Origin of the sequence: Nocardia vaccinii NBRC 15922 (assembly GCF_001613305.1) — a bacterium.
In the GTDB taxonomy this organism is placed as follows: domain Bacteria; phylum Actinomycetota; class Actinomycetes; order Mycobacteriales; family Mycobacteriaceae; genus Nocardia; species Nocardia vaccinii.
On sequence record NZ_BDCC01000058.1, the window covers coordinates 116,031 to 140,170 of the forward strand.

Annotated in this window: 17 protein-coding genes and 1 pseudogene; 6 read left to right on the forward strand and 12 right to left on the reverse strand. The window is 62.9% G+C overall.

Features of this window, described 5'->3' with window-relative positions; all coding sequences use genetic code 11:
* Positions 1-45: 45 nt before the first annotated feature.
* From NV1_RS30780 to NV1_RS43980, 7 genes are all read right to left on the reverse strand, one after another.
* On the reverse strand, positions 46-678 hold the full coding sequence (locus NV1_RS30780; protein WP_067899352.1) for a TetR/AcrR family transcriptional regulator: 633 nt from the start codon (positions 676-678) through the stop codon (positions 46-48).
* 382 nt (positions 679-1,060) lie between these two features.
* Positions 1,061-2,548, reverse strand: coding sequence for an aldehyde dehydrogenase family protein (locus NV1_RS30785; protein ID WP_245714000.1), 1,488 nt, complete (start codon positions 2,546-2,548; stop codon positions 1,061-1,063).
* 19 nt (positions 2,549-2,567) lie between these two features.
* Positions 2,568-4,178 carry a GMC family oxidoreductase gene (locus NV1_RS30790; protein ID WP_067899360.1) on the reverse strand — a complete coding sequence of 537 codons (1,611 nt, stop codon included), beginning with the start codon at positions 4,176-4,178 and terminating at the stop codon, positions 2,568-2,570.
* A gap of 81 nt (positions 4,179-4,259) precedes the next feature.
* Positions 4,260-7,034: a branched-chain amino acid ABC transporter permease/ATP-binding protein gene (locus NV1_RS30795; protein WP_067899364.1), complete on the reverse strand. Its 2,775-nt coding sequence runs from the start codon at positions 7,032-7,034 to the stop codon at positions 4,260-4,262.
* 84 nt (positions 7,035-7,118) lie between these two features.
* Complete coding sequence (locus NV1_RS30800) at positions 7,119-8,393, reverse strand: ABC transporter substrate-binding protein (RefSeq protein ID WP_157117470.1); 1,275 nt, start codon at positions 8,391-8,393, stop codon at positions 7,119-7,121.
* Positions 8,394-8,396: 3 nt separating this feature from the next.
* The gene (locus NV1_RS30805; protein ID WP_067899370.1) at positions 8,397-9,125 is read right to left on the reverse strand and encodes an ABC transporter ATP-binding protein; all 729 of its coding nucleotides are present in this window, start codon (positions 9,123-9,125) and stop codon (positions 8,397-8,399) included.
* Positions 9,126-9,227: 102 nt separating this feature from the next.
* Positions 9,228-10,394 (reverse strand): 4Fe-4S dicluster domain-containing protein, encoded by a 1,167-nt coding sequence (locus tag NV1_RS43980; RefSeq protein WP_169813445.1) that lies wholly within the window; start codon positions 10,392-10,394, stop codon positions 9,228-9,230.
* 421 nt (positions 10,395-10,815) lie between these two features.
* Between NV1_RS43980 and NV1_RS30815 the strand changes: the two genes are divergently transcribed.
* The 6 genes from NV1_RS30815 to NV1_RS30840 are packed head-to-tail and all read left to right on the forward strand — an operon-like array spanning position 10,816 to position 17,735.
* Positions 10,816-12,477 (forward strand): AMP-binding protein, encoded by a 1,662-nt coding sequence (locus NV1_RS30815; RefSeq protein ID WP_245714004.1) that lies wholly within the window; start codon positions 10,816-10,818, stop codon positions 12,475-12,477.
* Between the two features lie 17 nt (positions 12,478-12,494).
* Positions 12,495-13,412, forward strand: a complete 918-nt coding sequence (locus tag NV1_RS30820) for an SDR family oxidoreductase (RefSeq protein ID WP_067899377.1) — start codon at positions 12,495-12,497, stop codon at positions 13,410-13,412.
* Positions 13,409-14,287: a MaoC/PaaZ C-terminal domain-containing protein gene (locus NV1_RS30825; RefSeq protein ID WP_067899380.1), complete on the forward strand. Its 879-nt coding sequence runs from the start codon at positions 13,409-13,411 to the stop codon at positions 14,285-14,287. Before NV1_RS30820 ends, NV1_RS30825 begins: the two co-directional genes overlap by 4 nt.
* Before the next feature lie 42 nt (positions 14,288-14,329).
* On the forward strand, positions 14,330-15,484 hold the full coding sequence (locus NV1_RS30830; RefSeq protein WP_067899384.1) for an acetyl-CoA C-acetyltransferase: 1,155 nt from the start codon (positions 14,330-14,332) through the stop codon (positions 15,482-15,484).
* On the forward strand, positions 15,484-16,599 hold the full coding sequence (locus tag NV1_RS30835) for an acyl-CoA dehydrogenase family protein (RefSeq protein WP_067899387.1): 1,116 nt from the start codon (positions 15,484-15,486) through the stop codon (positions 16,597-16,599). The genes NV1_RS30830 and NV1_RS30835 overlap by 1 nt, the downstream gene beginning before the upstream one ends.
* Complete coding sequence (locus NV1_RS30840) at positions 16,596-17,735, forward strand: acyl-CoA dehydrogenase family protein (protein ID WP_084526010.1); 1,140 nt, start codon at positions 16,596-16,598, stop codon at positions 17,733-17,735. Before NV1_RS30835 ends, NV1_RS30840 begins: the two co-directional genes overlap by 4 nt.
* Positions 17,736-17,943: 208 nt before the next feature.
* On the opposite strand, the gene NV1_RS46635 is transcribed toward NV1_RS30840, so the two are convergent.
* The 5 genes and pseudogenes from NV1_RS46635 to NV1_RS30860 all read right to left on the reverse strand — a co-directional run bounded on the left by NV1_RS46635 (position 17,944) and on the right by NV1_RS30860 (position 24,032).
* The gene (locus NV1_RS46635; protein WP_307630548.1) at positions 17,944-18,549 is read right to left on the reverse strand and encodes a CoA transferase; all 606 of its coding nucleotides are present in this window, start codon (positions 18,547-18,549) and stop codon (positions 17,944-17,946) included.
* Positions 18,550-18,613: 64 nt separating this feature from the next.
* Positions 18,614-19,072: pseudogene (locus NV1_RS46640) on the reverse strand (CoA transferase); the annotation flags it as partial.
* A gap of 64 nt (positions 19,073-19,136) precedes the next feature.
* Positions 19,137-20,612 carry a flavin-containing monooxygenase gene (locus NV1_RS30850; RefSeq protein WP_084526012.1) on the reverse strand — a complete coding sequence of 492 codons (1,476 nt, stop codon included), beginning with the start codon at positions 20,610-20,612 and terminating at the stop codon, positions 19,137-19,139.
* A gap of 63 nt (positions 20,613-20,675) precedes the next feature.
* Positions 20,676-21,902, reverse strand: coding sequence for an enoyl-CoA hydratase-related protein (locus NV1_RS30855; RefSeq protein ID WP_067899391.1), 1,227 nt, complete (start codon positions 21,900-21,902; stop codon positions 20,676-20,678).
* Between the two features lie 750 nt (positions 21,903-22,652).
* Positions 22,653-24,032, reverse strand: coding sequence for a class I adenylate-forming enzyme family protein (locus tag NV1_RS30860; protein WP_084526013.1), 1,380 nt, complete (start codon positions 24,030-24,032; stop codon positions 22,653-22,655).
* Between the last annotated feature and the right edge of the window lie 108 nt (positions 24,033-24,140).

A 24,140-nucleotide genomic window follows, 5' to 3' on the forward strand; every position in this document is an offset into this window, starting at 1 on the left:
ATTGCGACCGCCCGACCACGCGTCGGCACACGAAATCAGCTCAACTCAGCCATTGACGCTTTCGTCCGGCACGGCAACCTTACTCGGGCAACTGACCGGCGCGTACATCGCGATCAGACGATCTGCGATTTCATCTATACTCAAACGAGCATCGTTGCGATACCAGGTCGACACATGTGACGCGATCGCCACAGCCGCATACGCGGCCATCTGAATGTCCGGAATCTCAACCACACCGGCAGCATCCACCTCGGCGAGCAGATCCATAAGCCGCCGCTCGTACTCATCACGCAACTGCTGAATCTCCGCACGATTCTCCGGAGACAGCGCCCGCAGCTCACTATTGCCGATGAACGCCTCGCGACGATGCTCAGCGTGATAAACGATCGCAGCACGCATGAACCGACGAAGACGTTCCATCGGATCCGTCACATCAGCAACCGCAGCATCCGATTTACTCAAAAGCTGATTCATATTGTCGCGCATGATACGAACCAACAACTCTTCGCGAGAATCGATATGATTGTAGAGACTGGCGACCTTCAGACCCACCTCCCTGGCGATATCGCGCAGGCTCGCACCGGCATATCCATTCGCCGACCACAATTCGATCGCCGCCTCATAGATCGCTGAGGCGCTAGAACCTTCCCACACGGTGGCGTTCGATACCACTGTCATCTGTCTCCTCCGGGCCAACTCCAGAACTCATAGAACTCATCCGAGCCAAGTCCAGAATCATACTAGCAACTGTTCGTAACCTACGAACCAACGCTTGCGACGCCCCATAGGCACCATACCGACCGGCAACCGTTCCGCACGCACACCGCCATGAATCGCCGGCAAGTTCATACGGCAAGATACACCTTCGCGATCACTGCATTATTTTAATTTACTTTCAATAACGCCGCCGCAATATCCATCGTCGCACCACCTCCACGATCGACATCGTCGTTGCCGCCGATTAAATTCGGACAAACGGTATATTCGGGCCGCGCTCGCCGCACTTCGTGCGCCCCCTGGGTGGCAGGCAACACCTCTGCGGCCCGGATGCCGCCCTGGGCTACTGCCCAGCGGCGATCCGCATCACCACACTCTTCTCCTGCGTGTAATGCCGCAGCGCGGACATCCCCTTCTCCCGGCCGAGCCCCGAAGACTTCTGGCCGCCGAAGGGCACCTCTACATGTTCACCCAGGAATTCGTTGACGAGCACCTGGCCAACCTCGAGTCGACCCGCCATCCGGTGCGCCCGTTGAAGATTCGAGGTCCACATACCGGCGACGAGACCATACGCGGAGTCATTCGCCATCCGGACAGCCTCATCCTCCCCGCTGAACGGGACGATACATGCCACCGGACCGAACACCTCCTCGCGGTAGATCCGCATTTCCGACGTGACATCCGAGTAGACGGTCGGCTCGATGAACTGACCGGGGCGGGTGGCGACCCGACCCCCCGCTCTCAGAAGGGCCCCATCGGCTTCCGCGATACGGAAGTAATCCTGAATCTTCTCGAACTGACTTGTCGTGATGATCGGTCCCATACTCTCCCCGGGCCTGACCGAAGCCACCTCGTTCAGCAGCAAACGAGTGAACTCCTCGGCTACCTCCTTCTCCACGAGGATGCGACTGCCGGCAATACAGATTTGCCCAGCGTTGTAGGTGAATGCCCGAACAGCCGACGCAACAGCTGCTTCCAAATCCGCGTCCGCGAAAACGATGTTGGCGGATTTCCCGCCGAGCTCGAGGATCACGGGAACGACTCGATCGGAGGCGGCTCGTCCGATCGCACGCCCGGTGACGACAGAACCCGTGAACGCGATCAGAGACACCCCTGCATGGTTGACCAGCGCTTCACCAGCGACCGCGCCGGTGCCGGTAACAACGTTCAGAACCCCGTCGGGCAGCCCGGCCTCAGTGGCCAGACGGGCGAGAGCCACTGTCGACGACGAGGTGAATTCGGACGGCTTGACGACGACCGTGTTCCCGGTGGCGAGGGCGGGCGCGACCGCCCGGGCTGCCTGATTCAGCGGACCGTTCCACGGGGTGACGACGCCTACGACGCCATAGGGCTCCCGCCGGGTGTATACGTGGTAGTCGTCGCCAAGCGATATGACCTCTCCATGTTCGGCATTGACCAGTCCTCCGAAGTACTCGAAGAACTCGATGGCAGAGACGATCCCACCTCGGACATCCTCGACGGTACGGCCGGTGTCGGCGGCCTCCAGTGCGCACAGTTCTTCGATCGAGGCGCTCATCAGCCGACCGATCCTCTGCAGTTGCCGGCCGCGCTCCATCGGCCGAATCGCGCGCCACATCGCTCCGGCGGAAAGCGCAGAGGCGACGGCCACGTCGACATCCTCGGCAGTGCCACGGACAAGGCGGTAGACCAGCTCATCATCCAGCGGGCTTCGTCGCTCGAAAAGCCCGCCGGTGGCCGACCCTGCTTCCGCGCCGCCGATCCAGTGTCCGACCAACGGAGCGCTCGTAGTAGTAGGTGCAACGTCGATGGATGTCATATGTGATTCCTCTACTTGTAGATCGGCGGACACGAGCCGCGATGGATTACGGTCAGTCGTTGTCCGCGCGAATCTTCTGAGCGGCGATGTATGCCAATGCCTGGGTGGGCGCACTGTTGTTGCCGGAGGGCATCTCCGGGAAAACGGACGCATCGACGACACGCAGACCGGTAATACCGCGCACGCGAAGGTGATCATCCACCACGGAAGCGCCGTCACCTCCGACAGCGCAGGTGCCCAGCGTGTGATACGAGTTCGATCCTTGGTTCAAGGCGTAGCTGAGGATCTCCTCATCACTCTGGATCCGCCGTCCGGGAGTGAACTCATCGATGACCATCCCGGCGATCGGTGCGGACCGCATGATTTCGCGCGCCTTCCGGAAGCTCGCGACCATCAGCCGGCGATCTCGTTCGTCCGAGAAGAAGCACGGCTCGATAGCGGGAGCGTCCTCGGGAACGGGGCCGGAGATGTGGATCGAACCTCGGCTCTTCGGGTAGAGCGGATTGGTGAGCAGCATCGCGCCCGGTTTGTCGTCGACAACGAGGCGGGCCTTGGAAGGGCTCATGCCGGACGTTGAGATAGGGGTGAAGAGTGTCTGCGTGTCAGGACGCGTCGAATCGGGATCCGACCGGTACAGTGCCACAACGCTGTACCCCCCGAATGACATGATGCCGTCTCGGGCGGCCAAGTAGCGCGCACCCTCGAGCCCCTGCCGGAACTTGCCGTCGATCCTGGCGTTGTATCCAAGACCTTTCTCTAGATGGAACTGCATCCGGATTCCGCGATGTTCGCGGAGGTTCTCACCGACGTTCGGACTTTCCACGACGATCGGCACGCCCGCGGCGGCCAACACGTCCGCGCGCCCCACACCGCTGCGTTCCAGTAGTAATGGTGTATCGAGCGCGCCACCACAGATCAACACCTCTTTGCGCGCACGGTAAGTGACAGCACGACCACCGACTCGCGCCTGCACCCCCACCGCATGATTGCCATCGAAGACAATCCGACCGACCTGGTGGTTCGGCGCGACTGTACAGTTCAGCCGTTTTCGAGCCGGATGCAGGAAGGCGCGGGCAGCGCTTACTCGGGTCCCGTTGCTGACGCTCGACATCACGTATCCGGCTCGATCCCCGCCGCCGGAGTTGACGTCGGTCAGCGTCGGGACGTCGAATTCGCCCAGCGACTCCAGGAACGCGTCGCTGACCGGCTCGGCTGGGCCAGCCGGGGAAATCCGCACCGGACCGGAGCCACCGCGAATTCCATTCCTGCCGAATTCGTTGTTTTCCATCGCCTTGAACGCCTCGAGGAACGCTTCCCAGCCCCACCCTGTGACACCTCGCTCAGCCCAACTGTCGTAGTCATCCGCCCAGCCCCGGTTCCAGACCGATCCATTGATGGTCGTCGAGCCACCGATGACCCGACCGCGGGCCCACGACTCCCGCTGCGTGTCGTCCCCGAACTCATCGGTCGTGAACACCTTCGTGTAGCGGGGATTGGACATCGTGAAGTAGAAGCCCTTAGGGACGAGATGGAGTGGGTTTCGGTCCCAGCCACCCGCTTCCAGGACGAGGACCGCATCCCGACCACTCTCCGAGAGACGCTCAGCCAGCACACATCCGGCTGCGCCACTACCGACGATGATGTAGTCGAACTTGTCTTTCATGCGGCGTCGAGATCTCCTTCGGATGGGCGAGGACAACAAGCCCCGCGTTGTCGGCGGCATAGGTTCACTACGTGGTGGAAATCAACTGCCGTCCAAGACCGCCTGCACGTCTGACTCCTCGGTGTCACCCATTCCCAGATAGGCAGCTTTGACGCGGTTGTCCTCCCTGACGACGTCAGGCGTCCCGTCCGCGATAACCTCACCGAACTCCAGGACGACCACCCGATCGCAGACACTCATGACGAAGTTCATGTCGTGCTCGACGACAAGCACCCCGATACCCCATTCGTCGGCCAGGCTCCGCACGACGGTCGCGAGCTCGGCCGATTCCACCGAGGTCAGGCCAGCCGCGCACTCGTCGAGGAGGATGACGCTGGGACCAGTGGCCACAGCGCGGGCCACGCTCAGCAGGCGGCGCTCGCCATAGGAAAGCGAGTCCACTCGCCGGTCCATGAACTTGGTCAGCCGGAACTCGGTGAGTACTGCTTTCGCCGCGTCCGAAAGCTCCGGCTTCTTGGGGTAGACCAGATCCGTGAGTCCGGCGATTCGGTCGCGCTTGTCCGAGGCCGCCTGCATGTTCTCGCGAACGGTCATGTCCTCGAACAGTTCCAGCGACTGGAAGGACCGGGTCAGCCCACGGCGCGACCGCTGCATCGCGCTACGCCGGGTGAGGTCCTCCCCCTCCATCCGGATCGAACCGGACGTGGGAGTGACAAAGCCGGTTATCGCATCTATCAAGGTCGTCTTCCCCGCGCCATTGGGGCCGATCAGGCCCACAATGGTTCCAGGCTCGACCTCGAGCGACACGTCCTTGCAGGCAGCAACGCGGCCGTACATCACCGAGATGTCCCTGACAACAAGCGATTTGGGAGTCACGCGGTTGCGGTTCCCATTGCCGGCCACATGGGCCCGCGTCGACGTGGGTTTGTCGTGATCGTCCCGCTCAACCGGCTGTGGCAACTGGACGTTCCGCCGACCGCGCACGCGCTTCCACAGCCACCGGCCCTGATCGAGGTTGGCTTTCACGGCACCGTCAGGTTCTTGGATAAGCAGTAGCAGCAGGAGCAGACCGGACACCGCCTGGAGCCACGAGGACACCCCGGGACCGAATACCTGGTCGACCAAGAGAGCCAATACCGACCCGGTGGCCAGTAACGCACCAACCAACGGGCCGACCAGGAAACCGAGGCCGCCGATCACAGCCAGACCGACGTATGTGATCGACTGTTCGTTCGACAGGCCACCGAAAACGATGATCGGGGACCTGAAGAGGTAGATGATCCCACCCACGGCGGCAATCGCCGAGCTCAGTCCGAAGGCATAGAGTTTGGCTCCCATGACGTCGATGCCCAAGGACGCTGCGGCACGCTCGTTCGCACGGACGGCGATCAGGCGCCGACCCGCCCGGCCTCGACGAAGGTTGGCGACGAGAATCGTGCAGACTATCAAGGCCCCACCTGCCACCAGGGCATACCGTTCGGGGTAGAGCGTCGCACCGATATCGATCCCGAACAGCGTTGGCTCTCCCACCTCGGCGCCGGTGATCCCACCCGTGTAGTCGGCGTTGGCGAAGATCATCGCGTGCAGCGCGCCCCCCAGTCCGAGGGTGACGATCGCCAGGTTGATACCGCGCGTGCGAACGGCAGGCAGTGCGAAGAGCTGGCCCAGCGCGATGCACGCGATGATGCCGATGACTGCGGACAACTCGAACGGGAGCCTGAAGCTGAGGATCATCCGCGACGCGACCCAACCCCCGAACACCGCGACAGAGAATTGGGCGAGCGAGATCTGACCTGCGTAGCCGGTCACTACCACGATGGAAAGCAGGATGGTCGCGACCGCGAAGGTCGTCACGAAGGCATCGGCCCACAGGTAGTTGGACTGGACCACGATAAGGCCGAGAACCACCGCGACGACTACAAGCGGCACGAGGCGGACTCGTCCGGAGCCGAGCAAGGGCTGTCGGTCCAGGAAGGCGTCCCGAAGGGGCAGGGGCCGACCTCGAAACACCAGGAAGACAACGATAACGAAGAACGGCAACGCGTCCTGAAGGCCGAACGTCCAGCTTCCCCACTTCGGTCCGTAGTAGGCGAGCAGTGAGCTGGCGACACCAAGTCCAACGCCACCAGCGAGCGTTAGCCAGAAAGATCGGAAGCCTCCGATCAGCGCGGCGGAGAGGGTCAGCAGCAGCAGGCCTGTCATCGCATCGACTGTCAGGCCGGAGATCGGTGCGAGAATAATCGACGAGACCGATGCCAGGGCACAGCCGGCTGCCCAGTTGACCGCAGCGACAAGACCGGCCGACCACCCCAGGGATGCTGCGGCGCGTGGATTCTCCGCGACGGCGCTCGTCCCGATCCCGAACTTGGTGTACTTGTAGACGAACCACAGGATGGCGGCGAAAACCACACTGAGCACCAGATAGACGACGCGGTCCGCCGTAATCGACAAGCCCCCGGGCAAGGGGATGTTGGTGGTGGGAACGAGCTGCTCGGCATGCTTGAGCGAACCACCATAGCGCTTGGTGGCCAGGCCTTGCAGCAAGATCAACAGAGCAAGCGTGGCCACCACCCTGACCAGTGCTGAGGCATTGCTCAGGCGCATCATGACCAGTCGGTGGAAGAGCAAGCCCACAATAGCGCCGAACAGAACGGCGATGAGCGCTGCGGGAACAACCGGCAGAGACAGACCCGCGCGCAGGTCCCAGAAGAGAAACGCCGAGGCGATCCCGATGCCGCCGTGGGCCAGGTTCACAACCCCGGAGCCGCGGTAAACCAGGACAATCCCCTGCGCGGACAACGCATAGACCGCCCCACTGCCCAGTCCCAGCAAGACGAACTGGAGGAATTCATGCATGGCAGCATCCTTGGATAGATGATCTCGGTTGCGTGTCCGCGATAGACGCGGACACGACTGAAGAGCGCTTTCTCATCACCAGGTCTAACTGCCGCCCGTCGCTTGCCGGTACGCCGGCATGACATCCTGGAAGCCAGGCTGTGCGCGGGTGAACTCGCCGTTTTCGACCTTGTACCAGACGAAGCTGCTGTTGAACGTTCGCGAGATATTCGGATCCGCGGCCTTATCGCAGAAGTTGAGTACCGGGGCAACGGATCCGATATCTACTTTGCACGCCTTGTTGAGGGCGTCGAACATTGATCCGTTGGTGATGTTGCCCTTGATGGTCTTGGCCACCGTTTCGAATACCTTGAAGGCCAGGTACGTGCGTTCCACGCTGCCGTCACCGAGGGTGTCCTCGTACTTGCCGAGGTTTCCTGCCGCGTGCTCGACCTTCTTGTACTCGTCCCAGCCCGGATCACTGATCGGCGGGAAGTAGCTGTCCGACAAGAGCCCGTTGGTTTCCTTGGGGAACTGTTTCACGAGCTGCGCGGTGGTGCCCGCCGGCTCGTGTGTGTAGATGCGTCCCTTCCACTGGCCGAGTACGCCGAGCGTGTCCAGTGCGGGGATCATCTGGACGGCGTCGGCGGTCGTCCAGGACAGGATCAAGCAGTCGGGATGGTTCGCGGTGAGTTGGGTGACGTATGGAGCCATGTCCGTGGTGCCGGGCGGGTAGATCGCCTTCGACACAATAGGCACTTTGGCGTGGTCGAGGATTTTGCTGACATAGGGAAGCCAATGCGGCTCGGACTGCTGGTTGGCAGCAAAGCCGATCGATTTGCACGCCGGGTTCTGCAGCGCGTGCACCGCAGAGGCGACGAAGAGCATCGCACCGCTCGTGATCGGGAAGGACATGGGGCTGGTGTAGTCGACCGGCAGTGAGACGGCTCCGCCGACGAACGGAATCTTGGCCGCTTCGAGTACCGGGAAGATCTGTCCCGTGAGGGTGTTGAAGCCCCCGACCACGGATACGACCTTTTCGGCCACAGCCTTCCGTGCGCACTTCATCGACTCGTTCGGGTCGTTCTTCGAATTACACGACACGACCTCGATCTTCTTGCCGTTGATACCACCAGCCTTATTGACCGGGCCTGCGGCGTTCTCGACGATCGTCGGCAACTGCTGGTAGTCGAAGCTCGGATTGTCCCAGTCGCTGATCACCATGATCTTGGTTGTGTCACCCGAGCCCGACCCGTTGCTCAAGCCGCAGGCGCTCAAGCAGACCATGGTCAGCGCCATGAGCGGCGCCGCCAGTTTGCGTTTCATTGTTTTCCTCATTCGGTGAGTTGCGCACCACGTCGTGCGCGAGCTGGCGGGCACTGGTTAACCCGCGAGGTATTCGGTCTCGATTTCGTCCATGCGGGACCACAGTTCGCGAGCGCTTCCGGACAGGACGATGCGGCCCTGCCGCAGAACACAGGCCCGATCTGCGACTTCGAGAGCCTGCCGGACGTGCTGCTCGACCAGCACCACGCCGCAGGACTGTTGGTCGGCGGCGGATCGCACCGCCTGAAGCAAACGTTCGACGATGAGCGGCGCGAGGCCGAGCGACAGCTCATCGATGAGCAGCACTTTGGGATTGCGCCCGAGAGCCCGGGTCAGCGTCAGCATTTGCTGCTCTCCACCGGAAAGCATGCCGCCGCGCACGTTCAGCCGCGTCTCCAGTTCCGGGAACTGCTCCAGCGCTGTTGCCACGTCGACTCCGCCGACTCGCAGGTTTTCCGCGACAGTCATGTTCTTGAAGACAGAGCGCTCTTCCGGCACGAACCCGAGGCCCAACCGAGCGCGCCGAAACAGGGGCGCATCGGTCGGGGACCCGTGCAGCAGCACCGACCCGCTCTGGAGCGGGAGTTCTCCCGCGAGCGCAAGGAGGGTTGTTGTCTTGCCGGCGCCATTTGGGCCGAGGATCGCGACGATCTCTCCCGGCTGGACGGCGAGGTCGATATCCGTGATGGTCGCGCGATCGGGGGTGTACCCGGCACTGATCGCCCGGGCCTCGATGACAGGAACGACGGGCCCAACCGCTTCGGCGGTCTGTGCTGGTCTCGTCATTTCACTCCTACAGTTGAGTCGGTCTTGCCGGTCAGGGCGGACAACCACCGCTCTCTGCCTGACTTGCGATTTGGTGGGCATGTGCACATGTCGGTGCGCGGCTCAGTACCCTCCGGGCTCGGCATTGGGCGGCGCCGGGATCAGCGGGTCCTTCCTGGAGGTGTCCAAGAGGAATCCATTCGGCCGGAGCATCTCGACGGGCACCTTCGGACTCACTCCGGGCGGGTAGTGCTTCCCGTCGACCGGCCAGTCGTAGCCCTCGAGGTCGTCGGTGTCCTTTCCCAGGATCTGTCCGGAGTTCTCGTACTCGGCCAGGACCGCGTTCAGTCCGAATCGCTGCACGGGGCACACCTTCATGCAGATCGAGCACCCCGAGGCCTGCGCCATGATGGGCAGGCATCGCTTGGTGTTGAGCTTGGCCTTCACCACGCCGCGGTGTTCGCTGCGAGTAGCCGGAATCGCACCTACCGGGCAGCGGCGCACGCAGATCTGGCATTTGTCGCACACGCCTTCGATCCCGTAGTCGACGGGCTTGTCGGCCGAGAGCGGGGCATTGGTGGACATGACGTGCAACCGCGCACGAGAGCCCGCGGCGGGTGTCAAAAGCTGGCCATTGAGCCCGAGCTGCCCCAGCCCAGCTTCGACGGCGTAGGCGATGGTGAGCGATTCGCCGATATATCCCTCCGGACGGGCGCGGTAGCCGCGAGCCGTCAGCCATTCGGCCGCGAGCAACATGCGGCGTTCGAGTTCGCCATAGGCAGCGAGAGCGGCGCGCTCCGAGCGGATCGACGGCACCTGCTGGGTGGACTCGTAGTTCTGCTCGATGATTCCCACGACGATGACGTCACCGACCTGGTTCCCCCGATACTCGACAAACTGATAGTTGGGGTCGTATGCGGTCACGCCCACCGCACTGAGGCCGATGGCCTTGCAATAGGATTTGAAATCCTCCGTCAGCCGAGCAGAGTCCACGTGGGCTGAGGGACGTCGAGTAAGCGGTGACTGGTTATGACGCCGACGAGCCCGCCCCGCCCTCTGCAGGCGGGGCGCGATGCTGACGGTCGCCACCCAGAGCGAACTCAACAGTGCCCGGGCATCGCTGTGCAGGTGGAAGAAGTCGTAAAGCGGCGTCGTCTCCCGGATGGCGTCCTGCTGGTCGGGGTCGCGCCGGATGCCGGCAACCGTCTGCAGTTCCGCGGGCGGCGGGGTGATGGTCTCGTCCCACCATGTCGCTGGCGACCGAAGCGAGGGACAAAGCCAGTCGGGCAAGCTCGGGACGGCCCACATTCGAGGACGAAGTGGCAGAAGCCGTTTGCCGTGCGGCTCGGAGCCGTGAGCGACCGTGTGCAGTCGATGGTGCAGCTCGCGTTGCCGTGCGGTGCGTGTAAACGGCGCCGATGCCCCCTCGACCCGAAGGCGCTTCTCACGGCGAGTCTCGGTTGAAGTTCTCGCGTCGAACCGCGCTCTGACCCTGGCCGCCGACTCTTGGAACATGTGCGACAACACTGTCTCACCCCTTGGTGATGTTGATCACGAACGTATGTTTGTTCGGTGCATACGATCGCTCGTTCGTATCGTATTGTCAAGAGTCATGAGCCACCCGAAAGATCTTCACAATTGCCACAATCGCGACTGAGGCCACATTCGCGACCGTCGAGAAACATGAGCCACCACCAGGTGCTTGACCAACATGGCTATCCTCTGCAAGATTGACGAACGAACGTTCGCACGTACGGCAGGTGGCAACGCCATCAGCGCGGAAATGCTTGGTTACGAAGGACGATTGCAAGTGACCACAACACGCACACTCGAGACGGCTCGACGAATGACCGTCGACGAGATGCTGGCGCGCAACGCGCGACGCCTTCCACACAACCCAGCGGTCCGGTATCACGACCGGACGCTGACCTACGCCGAACTCTATGACCGCTCACTGCGGCTCGCGGCCGGTCTCCATGCTCGCGGTGTGAGCCGGGGCGATCGAGTTGCGGTCGTGATGCACAACGGGATCGAAGCGGTCGAGTCCTGGTTCGCAGCCCTCCACCTGCGCGCAATCGCCGTTCCGGTGAACTTCCGCCTCACACCCCGGGAGATCGCCCACATTCTGCGCGACAGCGGTGCGAGCGCGATCTTGACCGACCAGGCGCTCCAGGCCGCCACTGCCGAGGCCGCCTCACAGGTCGCGTTCTCGGGAGCGCGAATCAGCACTGCAGCCGAGCCGATTGCCGGGTTCACCCCATACGGGGAGGTGTTCGCCGAGCCCTGGGACGGGGAATCGCCAACGGAGGACGACACAGCGTTCCTTGTCTACACCTCCGGCACAACCGGCGCTCCGAAGGGAGCCGAGCTCACCCACCGGAACCTAGTCATTCACACCTTCAACTACGGCGGCACGCTCGGCATCGTTGAGGCGGACGAAGTAGTGATGTCCGGCATGCCGCAGTTCCACATCGGCGGGATAGACATTCTGTTGTATCCATTCATGGCTGGCGGCCTCAGCCTCATCATGGACACGGGACACTTCGACGCCGCCGAGATCGTCGACGTAATGGAGCAGAACCACGTAACCACGGCGGTCTTCGTGCCAACACAGGTCGACGAAGTGTGCGCAGTGCCAGGCATCGCGGATCGCAAGCTGGCGCTGCGGCGCATCGCATGGGGCGCATCGAATGCACCCCGGTCCCTGCTGCAACGTCTCAACGAGACCTTTCCCGGAGTCGGGATCTACGCCATCTTCGGGCAAACCGAGATGAGTGCCGGCACCTGCATGCTCCCGACCCACCGCTATCCCGAAAAGCTCGGATCCGTCGGGCTGCCGGTCATGAACGTCGAGGTCCGGATCGTCGACGAGCAGATGAACGACGTCCCGGCCGGCGACGTGGGTGAAATCGTCTACCGCGGCGCAACGGTGATGAAGGGTTACTGGAACCGTCCGGACGCCACCGCCGAGGCGTTCGAGGGTGGCTGGTTCCACTCCGGCGACCTTTGCCGAATGGATGAAGACGGCTTCATCTATGTCGTCGACCGCAAAAAGGACATGGTTATCTCGGGCGGCGAAAACATCTACTGCGCGGAGGTCGAGTTCGCAATCGCGACCCATCCGAAGGTAGCCGATGTCGCTGTGATCGGCGCATCGCACCAGCGATGGGGTGAGACCCCGATTGCCATCGTGGTTCCCGCGGAAGGGGACGAACCCCCCACCGAGGCAGAGATCATCGAACACACCCGGGGGATGCTCGCCCGCTACAAGGCTCCGACCGCCGTGCGGATCGTTGAAGACCTGCCACGCAACACCCTCGGGAAAGTCCAAAAGCACATCTTGCGCCGCGAATTCGGGTCCGCGGTCCGATGAGTCGAGAAGAGGAACATATGAACAAGCCGCTTACCGGCCGAGTCGTCGTCGTCACTGGGGGAGGCCGCGGCCTCGGTCGCGCCCACGCACTGGAGCTGGGGCGTCAGGGAGCAAGCGTCGTGATCAACGACCTGCGCAATGAGACCGAAGACCCGGCTGCTGCCGTGGCGGAGGAGATCCGCGTAGCCGGTGGGACCGCGCTGGGGCTTGGTTACGACGTCGCCGATGAGCACGCCGTCGACCAACTCTTCGATACGGTCGTCGATCGCTTCGGAACCGTCCACGCGGTGGTGAACAACGCTGGGATCCTGCGAGACAAGATGCTCGTGAACATGTCCGTCGAGGACTGGGACCTCGTGATGCGCGTCCACCTGGGCGGGACATTCTTGATGACTCGATGGGTCGCGCGCTACTGGCGGAATGCAGCGAAGTCAGGCGCACCGATCTCTGGTCGCGTCGTCAACACCACATCGGCAGCCGGCCTGTTCGGGAACATCGGTCAAGCCAACTATGCCTCCGCGAAGGCCGGGATCGCTTCATTCGGTCTCGTCGCTGCCGCGGAGCTGTCCCGGTATGGCGTCTCGGTCAACACACTCGCGCCGAACGCACGAACCCGGATGACGGAAGGACTTTTCGGCGACCTGATGGCCCCCGTGCAGGAGGGCTTCGACGCGATGGACCCGGCGAATGCCGCACCGCTGGTCGCCTGGCTCTGCTCCGAGGAGGCCGGGACAATCACCGGTCAGGTCTTCACCGTCTTCGGAGGCGAGATCCGCGTGACCGAGGGGTGGCACGAAGGGCCCGTTCATGATCGAGGCCGGCGGTGGACATTCGAAGAGGTAGGGCAGACGGTGCCCGAACTCGTGGCGCGGGCCCGGCCGGCCGAACCTGTCATCGGCACGGAACAGCCCACCACTTCAGGTGTGAAAGCGTGAGCTCGGAGATCTCCGAGCTCGAAGTCAACGCGCTGGTCGGTCGGGCGTGGAAGGAAGTCCACTCCTATACCGCGCGCGACGTGATGCTGTATGCCCTCAGTGTCGGCTACGGCTCGGACTCCGCTTTCGAGGAGCTCGACTACACCACGGACAACTCGAACGGGCACGACCTCGCCGCCGCCCCGGCCTTCCTGACTGTATTGGTCCATGAACGTACGAGCGGGATCGACGACACCGTGCCCCTCTCGGCGTTGTTGCACGCGAGCGAGCGAATCGACGTCTGCGGCTCGATCCCGGTCGAAGGCGAGGTCGCAATCGAGACCGAAGTGGTGAGCGCCCGACCACGGCGCTCCGGAACCGCGCTGGAGTTCCGTAGCACGATCATCCACCACCGCGCGGGTGAGATCGGTACTGTCACTTCAACTTTGCTCGTGCGGCACCCGCGCCCGGAGGTGACCAGACCGGTGGGCTCCACGAGCGCGCGCGGCCGAGTCTTCGTACCCACCGCACGACGAAGAGTGATGCTGCGGCCGGATCAGGCCCTCCTGTATCGGCTGAACGGCGACACGAACCCACTCCATTCGGATCCGTGGGCGGCGCGAGCCGCCGGGTTCCCGCAGCCGATCCTGCACGGACTGTGCAGCTTCGGGCTGACCGGCCGTGTCATCGGCCACCAGTTGCCGCCGGGATGCCGTGTACGCCAACTCACGGCGACATTCGCCCAGCCGATACGCCCCGGGGCGGAGCTGACAGTCGAGATGAACCTTGCAGAGTCGCCCTGCGCGGGTTCCTTCCGGGTGCTGGACGACAACGGCGAACTGGTCCTCCGAGACGGCCAGGTGGCGTGGGCGGACACGTCGAGCGCGGCGAAATAACAAGCAAACGTCCGTTGGTATTGCGGTTCAAGAGGAGAGAATATGGCTGAGGCATACATCGTCGATGCGGCGCGGACCGCCGTCGGCAAGCGTGGCGGGGCGCTCGCGGCGGCACACCCCGCAGACCTCGCGGGCGCAGTGCTCGCGGGACTGGTCGAACGTGTCGGCATCGACCCGGTCGTCGTGGACGATGTGGTGCTCGGGTGCCTCGACAATCTGGGTTCCCAGGCTGGCGATATCGCCCGCACAGCGGCGCTGGTGGCCGGCTTCCCGGAGACGGTGCCCGGCGTGACCATCGACCGCCAGTGCGGTTCGAGCCAGCAGGCTGTGCACTTCGCCGCGCAGGCGGTGATGAGTGGTACCTCGGACGTTGTAATCGCTGGCGGCGTGCAGAACATGAGTCGGATCCCCTTGCTGACGGCGTTCCGCAGCGAGGAGCAGCCCGACGGGGTCTCGGATCCGTGGCATGGTAGCGAGGGCTGGGTCCGTCGTTACGGCATCAATGAGATGACCCAGTTCTGGTCCACCGATGCGATTGCCGAACGATGGAACATATCCCGCGAGGATATGGAGATCTTCGCACTGGAGAGCCACCAGCGGGCAATCGACGCCATCGACAACGGTGTATTCAAGGCCGAGATCCTGCCTTTCGGCGACTTCGGCACCGACGAAGGCCCCCGCCGCGACACAAGCCTGGACAAGATGGCCAAGCTTCCAGTCCTCCGGGAGGGAGGCCGCACGACGGCCGCCGTGTCCAGCCAGCTTTCGGACGGCGCCTCGGCGATGCTCGTGGTCTCGGAGGACGCGCTGAAACGCTACGGCCTGACACCGCGTGCCCGTATCCACCATATGACTGTGCTCGGAGACGACCCGGTCATGATGCTGACGGCACCGATCCCCGCAACAAGGCGCGCGCTCGAGCGCACCGGACTCACTGTGGACGACATCGACCTGTTCGAGATCAACGAAGCGTTTGCCAGCGTCGTCCTTTCCTGGCAGCAGGAACTCGATGTGCCGCTGGACAAAATGAACGTGCACGGCGGCGCAATCGCGCTCGGACACCCGATCGGGGCCACCGGCACAAGGATCATGACGACGCTACTGGGGGCTTTGGAGCGGACCGGAGGCCGGTACGGGCTCCAAACCATGTGCGAGGGCGGCGGCCAGGCCAACGTAACCATCATCGAGCGGCTCTGATGGCCGCGAACACCACGAGCTTGTTCGTCCTCACTGACGACCAGCAAGACCTGAAGGCGTATCTGTCGTCCTACATGAAGGCATCGGGGACGACGCCGGCCCGCGACAGACTTGCGGGCAAGAATGTTGATGAGACCGGTTGGCAGCTTCTCGTCGATCAGCTAGGTCTCCATGCGCTCCTTGTTCCCGAGGAGCTAGGGGGTGCAGGGGGCAACGCCGTCCATCTGACTGTCGTATGCGAACAAATGGGGGCGGCGCTCAATACCACTCCATTCCTGTCCTCAGCGGTGATCGCGGCCGAGTTGCTGACTGGCGCCGGAGAACGCGCGCGACCTCATTTGGAGCAGCTTCTGGTCGGCAAGCGGTACGCGGTGGCGGTGATCGATGCGCCGGCTCCGTCCATCGACGGGAGAACGGGCACAGTATCCGGCCTTGCCTCCGATCTGCCGCTGGTGCTGGATGGCATGGGAGCCGACGCGTTGCTGATCGCCTACGGAGCGGATCGTGGCGCTATCTTGTGTGTCAACTTCGCCGACGCCGGGGCCGAACGAACACCGACGGCCAGTCTCGACCCGAGCCGAGCCGTCGCAGCCGTAAACCTAAGGGACACAACCGCAGAAGTCCTATCCTCAGGCTCCGAGGCACTCGCTGCCACCCGGCGAGCGCTGCAGTTCGCGCGACTCGCGGTCAGCGCCGAAGCTGTCGGCGGCATGGCCGCGCTGGTTGACAGAACGAGCAGCTATGTCCGCGAGCGACACCAGTTCGGCTACCCCGTGGGAATGTTCCAAGGTGTCAAGCATCGGCTGGCCGACATGCATGTCAGGCTCGAGGGAGCTCGCTCAGCCGTGGCCTACGCAGCGCACCTCGTCGACCTCGCCGAGCTCGAGGCCGCGCACTATATCGATCTCGCTTTCGCCTTCGCCTGCGACAGCTATGTGCAGACGGCATTCGACGCGATCCAGATGCACGGCGGTCTCGGTTTCACCTGGGAGCATGACGCACACCTGTTCCTGCGTCGTGCACGCGTATCAGCCGCACTATTCGGCGGGACGCGGGCCGCGCGAGGCCGTCTGACCGCTACCTTGTCCGAACGGCGAGAAATGGGGCCGATGTGAGTAGCCAGCTCGAACTGAATGGGAACTCCGATGCTGAACTCGTACGAGCCATCGACCAATGGGTCGAACAGCACAGACCAACCGAGTTGGACCGCGACTGGTACGTCCTACTCGGTGAAAGTGGCCTGGCGACACCGGCCTGGCCGGTCGAGTTCGGTGGCCTGAATCTGTCACGACACCAGGCCGGTCTCGTCTCCGCGCGCTTGAAAGAGCTGGGTGTGGAGCGGCCTCACGCCGACATGCTGGGCCTCGAACTTGTCGCGCCCATGCTGCTCAGCTGGGGATCACCCAACCAACGGAAGCGGTACTTGCCTGGCATCAGGCTCGGAACCGAACGCTGGTGCCAGCTGTTCAGCGAGCCTGGCGCGGGCAGCGACCTGGCTTCGCTGTCAACCCGGGCACAGCAGAACTCCACGGGAGCCTGGTCCGTAACGGGCCAGAAGGTCTGGAGTTCGTTCGCCCACTCAGCCGCCTTCGGTATCCTCCTGGCGCGCACGGAGAAAGCACCACGCAACCGGGGGCTATCGATGTTCCTCGTCGACATGAGCGTCCGAGGTATCGACATCCGGCCGCTGGTACAGATAAACGGCGATCGAGAGTTCAACGAGGTTTTTCTCGACGAGGTCGCGCTACCGACCGATTCCCTCATCGCACAACGTGGCCGCGGCTGGGAGATCGCACTGTCAATCCTGGCCGATGAGCGTGCGAGCCTGGCTGGTGGTGTTGTCGTCGGGCCGGGCCGGGCAGACAAACTGGTCGACGAAGCACTTGCGTGCGGGAGCTGGGACGAGCCGGGTCTGGCCACAGAGTTGACGGACCTGGTGATCCGCGAGCGGATCGACCAGATGAATATGTTGCGGGCATCAACCGTGGGAGCCGATAGCCCACATGTTTCCGTACTGAAGCTCTTTCACTCCGAGTTGCACGAAGCGCTCGGGCGCATGGCGATCGAGGTCGATGCGCCTGCACGTGTGACCTGGCTCGGCGAAACCCCGGCGTTCGTGCACGAATTCCTCTCCGCCAAGTACCTGACCATCCCCGGTGGCACCTCGGAGATCCAACGCAATCTCATCGGTGAGCAGGTCCTCGGCCTGCCGAGAGATCCCCGTCCCCCGACATCGACGCCACCGCGGTAGTCCGTGAGCCGGGTCGCACCAGGGGGCGGGCCCGACCAGCAGTGCAGTCCGGAATGGGGCTCGAGACGTCGCCGATACCTCCCGGGCCCGCCGAGATCGACGGTGCGCCTCGAACGGCACCGAGTTCGTTTGCCGGTCAAGCGCGCCCGAAAGCACGTGGCATCAGTTGCCCTGCAAGAGAGACAATTTCGGTTGACCGTCGTACGGTCTACGCCTCGACTCCCCAGTCCCGGAGTACTTCGCGGGTGTGCTGCCCCGGCAGCGGCGGCGGTGCGCCGAATGCGGTCGTGGAGATCGAAAACCGTGGCGCGGGAGCTGCTTGCAGCACGCCATCGCGTCGAACGATAGTTCCCCGCGCGGCAATCTGGGGATGGTCTGCGGCTTCAGGCAACGAGGCCACTGGAGCGACGCAGGCGTCCGACCCGTCGAAAACGGAGCACCACTCCGCCTGCGTCCGGGTGGAGAATGCCGCTCCGATCTTGTCTCTGATCGCCGGCCAGGCAGTGCGATCGTGCTGGTGTCGCGGGTCTTCGTCCAGGTCGAGCAAGTCGAGAAGTTCTTTGTAGAACCTGGGTTCGATCGCTCCGACTGCCATGTGACGTCCATCTGCAGTGACGTACGTGGTGTAGAAGGGCGCACCACCATCGAGCATGTTGGCTTCGCGCTGGTCCGTCCAGGCTCCCGCTGCCAGGAAAGCATGGATTCCGGTCAGTAGATGGGCCGTGCCGTCCACAATCGCCGCATCCACCACCTGCCCGACTCCTGTCTGTTCTGCAACACGCAGAGCAGACAGGATGCCCACAACCAGATACATCCCCCCCACCGCCGAAATCGCCCACCAGATTCAGCGGTATCCGCGGAGCATCACCGTCCCCTATAGCGTGCAAGGCTCCGGTCACAGCGATGTAGTCGATGTCGTGACCCGCCCGCTGAGCCAACGGGCCAGTGCTGCCCCATCCGGTCATTCGCCCATACACCAGGCGCGGATTCATCTCTCGGCAAACCTCCGGGCCCAGGCCGATGCGTTCAGCCACCCCCGGACGATAGCCCTCCACCAGCACATCGGCCTGCTCAATCAACTGCAAAGCGAGTCCCACGGCCGCCGGGTCCTTGAGATCGAGGACTATGGATCTTTTGCCCCTGTTGAGCAGATCTTCCTGCGGCTTGCCCGGAAAGACATCAGCGCCGACAGGCCGATCGATCCGCACCACGTCGGCACCGAGGTCGGCCAGAAGCATGGTCGCAAACGGGCCTGGGCCCAGCCCGGCCAGTTCGACGACCCGCACACCTGCAAGCGGCCCAGTGAATTTCGCCTCATCGGCATCTTCGGCAGTCATGGAGATCCGTTTCGCTTGGTCAGTTGTATGAGTTCGCTAGATGTGTGTGGGGTCTGCCCGTTGTCTATTCACTGGTTGTGGAGTATTGGAGCGCTCCGTCGTCGAGTCGCCCGAATCGCAGGGCCAGCATGTCTTTCCAGTAGGTATGCGTTAGTCGCCAAGGCTTCCGGTCCCCCTGTGAGGGAAAACTTCGGCCCGATCGAAGAAAATATCCGGGCAGGAAATCGGCGATGAAGGGTGCGCGAGTCATGGCAGACTTCGGCTCTGGAGTCACGCTGGTATGGCCATGGCGCTTCATGTGCCGCAGTAGCCGAACCATGAACTGGCACAACAGGTCCAGCTTCAATGTCCACGCAGCGTTGACATACCCGATCACGTACAGGAGATTCGGTACGCCGGACAGCATTGCTGCCTTGTACGCGTATCGGTCGGCTACCCGAACAGGTGCCCCGTCAACGATGAGGTCGATCCCCCCGAGGACCTGCAAGTCGAAACCTGTTGCTGTGACGACGATGTCGGCGGCCAGTTCAGTGTTGGATGCCAGCTGGAGCCCTTTACCGGTGAAGCCGGTCACCGTGTCGGTGACCATCTCGATCGCCCCTGAAGCGACGTCATGGAAGAGGTCGGCGTCGGCCGCGACACACATCCGCTGTGTCCAGGGATCATATCTGGGCTCGAAGTGGCGAGGATCGTGACATCCCGTCAGATAGCGTCGTTGTCGGCCTCTGATCCATCTCCGCATTTGGTTCGGATGGGATCGTGACAGACGGTATAGAGCTGCATCCGCAGCAATACCTCGGATTCGCAGCAGCGCGTAGGCGACGCGTGTCGGTAGCACGCGTCGAAGTACTGGCGCCCACCTGCTGTGAGTGTCTCGGGGCAAAATATACGATGGCGACCGCTGCACAATGGTCACCTGCGCGCCAAGGCGGACGAGAGAGGGCGCCAGAGTTACCGCGGTTGCGCCTGAACCGATGACGATGACTCGTTTGCCGACCACATCCAGTCCAGAGGGCCAGCTTTGCGGGTGCACGACTGCACCCGGAAAGTGCTCTCGGCCACCGAGTTCCGGGACGTAGCCGCGCTCATGACGAAAGTAGCCGGTGCAGCAGATCAGGAAGCGTGCCGACAATTCGATCGTCGTGCCGGTGTCCGTTCGCGCGACTGCCACCTGCCATCGCTGCCTGCTGGACGACCACTCTGCTCGCAAAACACGATGCCCTAACCGGATGACCGTGCCGATCCCCCCGGCCTGCGCCGCTACGTGCAGATAACCGAGAATGGACTTTCCATCGGCGATAGCGGTGTCGCTACGCCAGGGCCGAAACCGGTAGGCGAGGGTGTACATCTCCGAATCCGATCTCACCCCTGGATAACGAAACGTATCCCATGTTCCACCTATCGCATCCCGCGACTCCAGTACGGCAAGGGTACAGCCGGGGAAGGCTCGTCGCAGCCAGCACGCGGCACCGATTCCGGAGAGACCGGCACCGATGACGAGCACGTCGACATCCTCCTCCGATGCGGTCACCTCATCCACGGACCCGCCCTATGAGTACCGACGCCTGGAAGCGGCCGTGACACGCGGTTGCACACAGGGGAGTCACCGTCCTTCGAACGTCGGTTTGGTCTTCGAAAGGAATGAGCGAACTGCTTGCGCAGCATCGGCGGTTCCGCCTGTGCGAGTGATCGATTCGATCTCCGCATTCAACTGCTGCGGGAGAGTCGCCGCTGCTGAATCATGGAGCAATCGTCTGATCTCTCCGTAAGCGCATGTTGGCCCGGCGGCCAACTTTTCGGCGCGCTCGAGCGTGGCCTGCTCCAGCCGATCCTCTGGTACGACCTCCGAGACCAGTCCCCATTCGCATGCTTGCGTCGCGTCGAGTACTCGGCCGAAGTACATCTCCTGAGCACGGCGCAGCCCCACGAGCCGAGGTAGGTACCACGAAGTCGAGCCGTCACCGGAAAGTCCCAGGGCGGTGAATCCGGTGGCGAATTTGGTCCCCTCGGCGGCGAGAGCAACGTCGGCGCAGTACAGCATTCCCAGGCCACCACCACCGACCGCGCCGTGTACACCGGTGACAATCGGTACAGGCAGTTCGTTGAAGATCCGCAAGGCTTCGTGATAGGGGCTGACCATGCGCCGCAATGTCGTGGCCAGCGAATCCGGGCTGGTGTCGGCGAATACCTCGATGTCCCCGCCGACGGTGAACACTGGGCCGTTACCGAGCAGGACCAGGGCCCGCATGTCGTTCGCCACCACACAGCGCTGCGCGACCTCATACAAGTCGTCGGCCATAGCCGGATCGATCGCATTGCGTTGCCGAGGCCTGTTCAACCGCAACACCGCAACCCCGTCGGCAACATCGAATTCGACTGCGCGCAAGCCGCTCTTCGGTGTCAACGCCTCATGCCAACGAGCGGTGTCGGTCAGTTGGGTCAATCCAGCAATCCTGCCCTGCGCGAACGTCAGCGTGTGGACGAATTCAGCATCCAGGGCCCCTCCCCCAACTCGCGCCTTCCCGTGATAGCGGCCGACGACACTCAGCCGACCATCGCCGGACCACAGGTATTCCCTGGGAACCGCACGAGCGCGGTAATGCTGGGCGATGCGCCCCCAGAACTCGCTCCACATCGCTTCAGGGCCCCGGTATACACCGCCGAGCCCGAACGGCATTCCCTCTGCAGTCCTGCCCTCGAAGTCCGGAATCAGGATGGCATCGAGCCTTTCACGATCTCCCGTCGCCAGGATCTCGTAGAGTTCAGCCGCAACCTTCTCGGCTGCAGCCTGTTCGTCCGTTCGACGCGGTCGATCCGCTTCGCCAGCCATCGAGCACACCAACTTCCGGGTAGTTTTTACTCTATATTAAATAGCATCAACAGCGTCACCCCGGCAACCCACCCTCCCGCAACCAACACGGGCCGATCCGCCTCGCGGCAAGACATCCGTAGAGACTTGTTGCACGACATCCACCGAGCGAGACACAACACAGAGACCCGCGCCGGACGAACAACCACCGACACAACGTCCCACGTCGTCGACCGCCGTTGACGGGGCATAAAGTCTAATCTATCTTCAATTAAGCATCTCGGTCGGCGCCAGCGAGTCCTTCACGCCGGCCGAGACCGACATTCCAACATCCGAGGTTTGCCTGTCACCAACGCTCGGCGGTGACAGTGTCGAGCCAACTCATCTATGTCATCAGATCGCTCACTGACGACCAACGATGGATCATCCACGCCCGGACAACCGGTCATCCAACGACGGCCCGAGAACCGGCGCTGCGGTGACCGGAAGGTCCTACCTACCCCGCCAGAGAGGTACACCGATCAGCACCAAAGACACAGACATCAAACTTCGCATCTTCAACCTGTGCTCATGGGGCGGCATTGTGGCACTCGCACTCACCGCCCTTGGTTGGCTCATCGCAGGTCTACTGCCGCTCCCCCTCGGTCCGTCGAACAGCATGCACTCGGTCGTCGACTTCTACACATCGCACAGCACGCGGCGCATGATCGGTTTCGTGTTGTCCACCCTTGGAGTGTGCTTCCTCATGCCTCTGGTCGGCGTGATTACTATTCACATGCTGAGGATGGAACGCCGACTGCCCCTGATGGCGTTCATCCAACTCGGCGCGGGATCGGTGACGATGTTCATCAACCTCGGATCGGGGACGCCGACGACAGCCACTTCTGCGACGCCCTCGACTGCCGCCAGCGCGTTCTCGACCTCCGACGAGTAGACGTTCTCCCCGCGGCGGTTGATCATGTCCTTGGCGCGGTCGACGATGTATACCCGTCCGACCTCATCGATCGTGGCGATATCGCCTGTGCGCAACCGCCCGTCGACGATCGTCGCAGCCGTCGGCTGCGGGTTGTTCCAGTATCCGACCATGACGTTCGGCCCACGGGCCAGCAGTTCACCAGAACTGCTGGCGTCGTCGGATCGATCGATGCGCAACTCGTTGGAGGGCATGGCGTAGCCGACCGATTCGGTGTAGTCCTCGGTCTCGTCGTGCGGCAACAACGTGAGCACTCCAGTGACCTCGGTGAGACCGAATCCATTGCCGACGTGTACCGCAGGGAACATCTTCTTCATCCGGCGCACTTGCGCCGGGGTGGTAGGCGCGCCGCCGTAATAGAGGCTGCGCAACGAGGACAGGTCAGTGCGCTCGAAGTCGGGGTGGTCCATCACCATCGCATAGATCGCCGGCGCGGACACCGTCGTATTGATGCGTTCCTGCTCGACCGTGGCCAGGAATCCAGCCGGATCGAACCGCGACATGATGACCGCAGTACCCCGCAGGAACATGCTGGTGACCAGCTGCATGTGGCAACCGGTGGCGTGAAACAGCGGCACCGCGATCAATGTGCGCAAATCGGCCAGTTCCTCGTCGCCCATGTCGGCTGCCATGGATCGGCGAGTGTTCTCCGAGTTCGTGAGGACCGCCTCGTGCGTCAGCATCGCCCCCTTCGGGCGGCCGGTGGTGCCGGAGGTATAGAAGATCGCAGCCACGGTCGTGGGATCGGCCGGGGTGACTGTGTGCGGTCCCGAAGGAAGGTCCGACGGGTCATCAATCAGTAGCGCCGCACCGCTGTCCGTCACCACGTATTCGACTTCCGACTTCGAGAACCGTGTGTTGACCGGCACGACGATCGCCCCCGCAAGGATCACGCCCAAGTAGGCTACGACCCACGCCGCCCCATTCGGCAGATTGATCGCGACCCGGTCGCCACACTGCACGCCACGTTCACGTAGCCCACCCGCCAGCTGTCCGGCACGATCCCACAACTCCGAGTACCGCAGACGCTCGCCACCGACCTCGACAACCGCCTCTCGGTCCGGCCGATCACGAACAGCGCGCTGCAAGACTTCGACCAGCGAAGATCCGAGGTCTTCGTAGTGCATGAGATCGTCCGGACCTCGGTTCATCCGACTGACGTCGAAGGGTCTCTCCATCGACTCCGCCTTTCGTTTCTTAATCAATTTTAGATTATAAGATGCCAACCTACGCACTGGAAGACTTTCAGCAACTTTGCGCCCACACTCTTCGCCGCCACCACTCCA

Bases quoted from the DNA above. Each gene is read 5' to 3' on its own strand.
- NV1_RS30780 (WP_067899352.1), bottom strand. From the start codon at position 678: ATGACAGTGGTATCGAACGCCACCGTGTGGGAAGGTTCTAGCGCCTCA.
- NV1_RS30790 (WP_067899360.1), bottom strand. From the start codon at position 4,178: ATGAAAGACAAGTTCGACTACATCATCGTCGGTAGTGGCGCAGCCGGA.
- NV1_RS30795 (WP_067899364.1), bottom strand. From the start codon at position 7,034: ATGCATGAATTCCTCCAGTTCGTCTTGCTGGGACTGGGCAGTGGGGCG.
- NV1_RS30805 (WP_067899370.1), bottom strand. From the start codon at position 9,125: ATGACGAGACCAGCACAGACCGCCGAAGCGGTTGGGCCCGTCGTTCCT.
- NV1_RS30815 (WP_245714004.1), top strand. From the start codon at position 10,816: ATGGCTATCCTCTGCAAGATTGACGAACGAACGTTCGCACGTACGGCA.
- NV1_RS30820 (WP_067899377.1), top strand. From the start codon at position 12,495: ATGAACAAGCCGCTTACCGGCCGAGTCGTCGTCGTCACTGGGGGAGGC.
- NV1_RS30830 (WP_067899384.1), top strand. From the start codon at position 14,330: ATGGCTGAGGCATACATCGTCGATGCGGCGCGGACCGCCGTCGGCAAG.
- NV1_RS30835 (WP_067899387.1), top strand. From the start codon at position 15,484: ATGGCCGCGAACACCACGAGCTTGTTCGTCCTCACTGACGACCAGCAA.
- NV1_RS46635 (WP_307630548.1), bottom strand. From the start codon at position 18,549: ATGTATCTGGTTGTGGGCATCCTGTCTGCTCTGCGTGTTGCAGAACAG.
- NV1_RS30855 (WP_067899391.1), bottom strand. From the start codon at position 21,902: ATGGCTGGCGAAGCGGATCGACCGCGTCGAACGGACGAACAGGCTGCA.
- NV1_RS30860 (WP_084526013.1), bottom strand. From the start codon at position 24,032: ATGGAGAGACCCTTCGACGTCAGTCGGATGAACCGAGGTCCGGACGAT.